This is a genomic window from Streptomyces phyllanthi (genome assembly GCF_009377205.1).
GTDB lineage: Bacteria > Actinomycetota > Actinomycetes > Streptomycetales > Streptomycetaceae > Streptomyces > Streptomyces phyllanthi.
Genome location: NZ_VJZE01000787.1, coordinates 1 through 2,410, shown reverse-complemented (window position 1 = coordinate 2,410; position 2,410 = coordinate 1). Strand labels below are relative to the sequence as shown.

The following is a 2,410-nucleotide window of genomic DNA, read 5'->3' as shown; positions in this document are numbered from 1 at the left end:
GGGCGCGGGGTCGGCGCCGTTCACTCCGGCGCGGGGGCGCGACCAGGAGGCCACGAGACCGGCCTCCGGAGGAGGCGCCTTCACGGCGGCGGCACGGGCGTCGGCCACACGCGGACCGGGCCCGATGGGCACCGGGGCGCCCGCGAGCCGTACGGGACCGGTGTCGGGGGCGCCGACGGGCGCGGGCGCGGGGTCGTACGACGGCGGAGGCGGCAGCGCGGGCGCCGCGGGCCGGCCGCCCCCGCCCCCGCTGGGGCCTCCGGGACCCCCGGGGCCTCCTGCCGTGAGCTGGGGCTTCGCCCCGGGACGGCCGCCACGGCGGGCCTCGATGAGGGTGACCGCCTTCTCGGGCAGCCACGCGGAGGCCGTACCGCTGTCGTCGGAGCCGGAGCCGAAGAGATGGGGCGCCAGCTGGGCCTGGAGATCGGCCGGGTTGGGGCGCGCGGTCGGGTCCATCTGCATACAGGACTCGATCAGCGGCCGCAGCTCGTCCGGGAGCCCGGAGATGTCCGGGCCCTCCCTGAGCAGCATGAACACGGTCTCGACGGGATTGGCACCGTGGTACGGCGCATGCCCCGTCGCCGCGAAGACGAGCATCGAACCCAGCGAGAACACATCGCTCGCGCCGGTCACGCTCCGCGAGTCCTTCGCCTGCTCGGGCGACATGTAGGCGGGTGTGCCGACGGCGACGTTGGTCATGGTCAGCCGCGTGTTCGAAACCCCGGAGGCGATACCGAAGTCGATCACCCGCGGCCCGTCCTCGACGACGAGGACGTTGGAGGGCTTGAGGTCCCGGTGGACGAGCCCGGCCCCGTGGATCGACTGCAGGGCCTCGGCGACGCCCGCCGCGAGCCAGCGCACCGCCTGGGCCGGGAGCGGCCCGCAGTCGGTCACTATCTCCTCGAGCGAGGGAGCGGGGACGTACGCGGTCGCGAGCCACGGCACGGCCGCCCGCGGGTCGGCGTCGACCACGGCCGCCGTGTAGAAGCCGGAGACGGCCCGTGCCGCCTCGACCTCGCGGGTGAAGCGGACCCGGAACAGCTGGTCCTCGGCGAGCTCCGTCCGGACCGTCTTGATCGCCACGCGCCGGCCGGATGCCGACCGCGCGAGATAGACCAGCCCCATGCCCCCGGCACCCAGCCGTCCCAGCACCTCGAAGGGCCCGATCCGCCGAGGATCGTGCTGCGTCAGCTGATCCACCACTTGCCCTGCCACCTCCCCGTACGGGCCGCGCCGCCCTCACATGTACGCGACCCCGTGCAGCGTCTCACCACGGCACCGCCATGGCGCACGCACCCCGATTCTTCCTGCCCGGGCCCCCTCTTGCGAACCCGGGGGCGGATCGGGGTGTCTCAGGACAAAAGCACGGGAAGCGCACTTCAGGAAAGCGGCAGCCCGGATCGTGGGACGGATTCTGGGCGCTTCTGGGAGCTCTTGGCGGTTCCGTGGGGCGCCGGATGACGAGCCCTGATGGCCTGGAGTGATCGGGAGTGGCCGAGAGTGGTCGTACGGTGCCGGTTTCTGTGGCGCGGGGCCGGTGACGGTAACGGTTACGGCACGGAAGACTCACCGAGGCGCTCAGCGCTGGAGCAGGGCGAAGGACGCTCCCTGGTCGTCCGTGACCACGGCCACACGGCCGTACGAGGCGTCGAACGGCGGGACCTGCACGCGTCCGCCCAGGCGCCGGACCGCCACCAGCGTGTCCTCGGCGTCCTCCGCGCCGAAGTGGACGAGGAAGTGGGGCGGCATCTCGGGCGGGAAGACCTCGGCGAGGTCGGCACGGCCGAAGTCGGGGGAGGCGCCGGGGCCGAAGAGGGCGTCGTGGAAGAGGGTGCCGTAGAAGTCGTTGGCGACCTTGGTGTCCCGGGCGTAGAGCTCGGCCCAGGCGAAGGTGCCCGGTTCGTGGCGGCGGGCGAAGCCGTGGTGGGTGCCGGGTTGCCAGAGGGCGAAGACGGCGCCTTCCGGGTCGGTGACGAGGGCGGTGGTGCCGAGGGGGCCGACGGGGACGGGAGCGGTGACGACCTGGCCGCCGGCCGCCTCGATGCGCCCGGCGAGGGCGGTGGCGTCGGGGGTCGCGAAGTGAAGGGTCCACGTGGTCGGCAGCCGCCCGTCCGCCTTGGGCGCCAGGGCCGCCACGGGGTCGTTGTCCCGGTACGCCCAGGTGGACGTGCCGTACGCGTCCTCGAACCTCCACCCGAAGAGCTCCCCGTAGAACCGCTTGCCCGCCTCGACGTCGGGCAACTGGGCGTCCACCCAGCAGGGGACGCCCTCGCCGTACGGTTCGACTCGCGCCGCGTTGTCGGCCATACGGCCAAGCTAATGGTGTTTGTCCGTGGGTGCGCGGTGTGTGGTCCGTCCGGAGCCGGGGGCTGGACGGAGAAGTTCTCGCCCCCGCCGCCCCTACCCGTCC

Annotated in this window: 2 protein-coding genes; both read right to left on the bottom strand. The window is 73.5% G+C overall.

Annotated features, from left to right (window positions below; all coding sequences use genetic code 11):
* The coding region (locus FNH04_RS44850) for a serine/threonine-protein kinase (RefSeq protein WP_322725676.1) at positions 1-1,203 on the bottom strand (1,203 nt) is incomplete at its 3' end.
* 375 nt (positions 1,204-1,578) lie between these two features.
* A complete protein-coding gene (locus FNH04_RS44845) occupies positions 1,579-2,307 on the bottom strand; it encodes a VOC family protein (RefSeq protein ID WP_152791974.1) in 729 nt (242 codons plus the stop codon).
* Positions 2,308-2,410: the final 103 nt, after the last annotated feature.

Coding starts and splice junctions, on each gene's coding strand:
- FNH04_RS44845 (WP_152791974.1), bottom strand. CDS start 2,307: ATGGCCGACAACGCGGCGCGAGTCGAACCGTACGGCGAGGGCGTCCCC.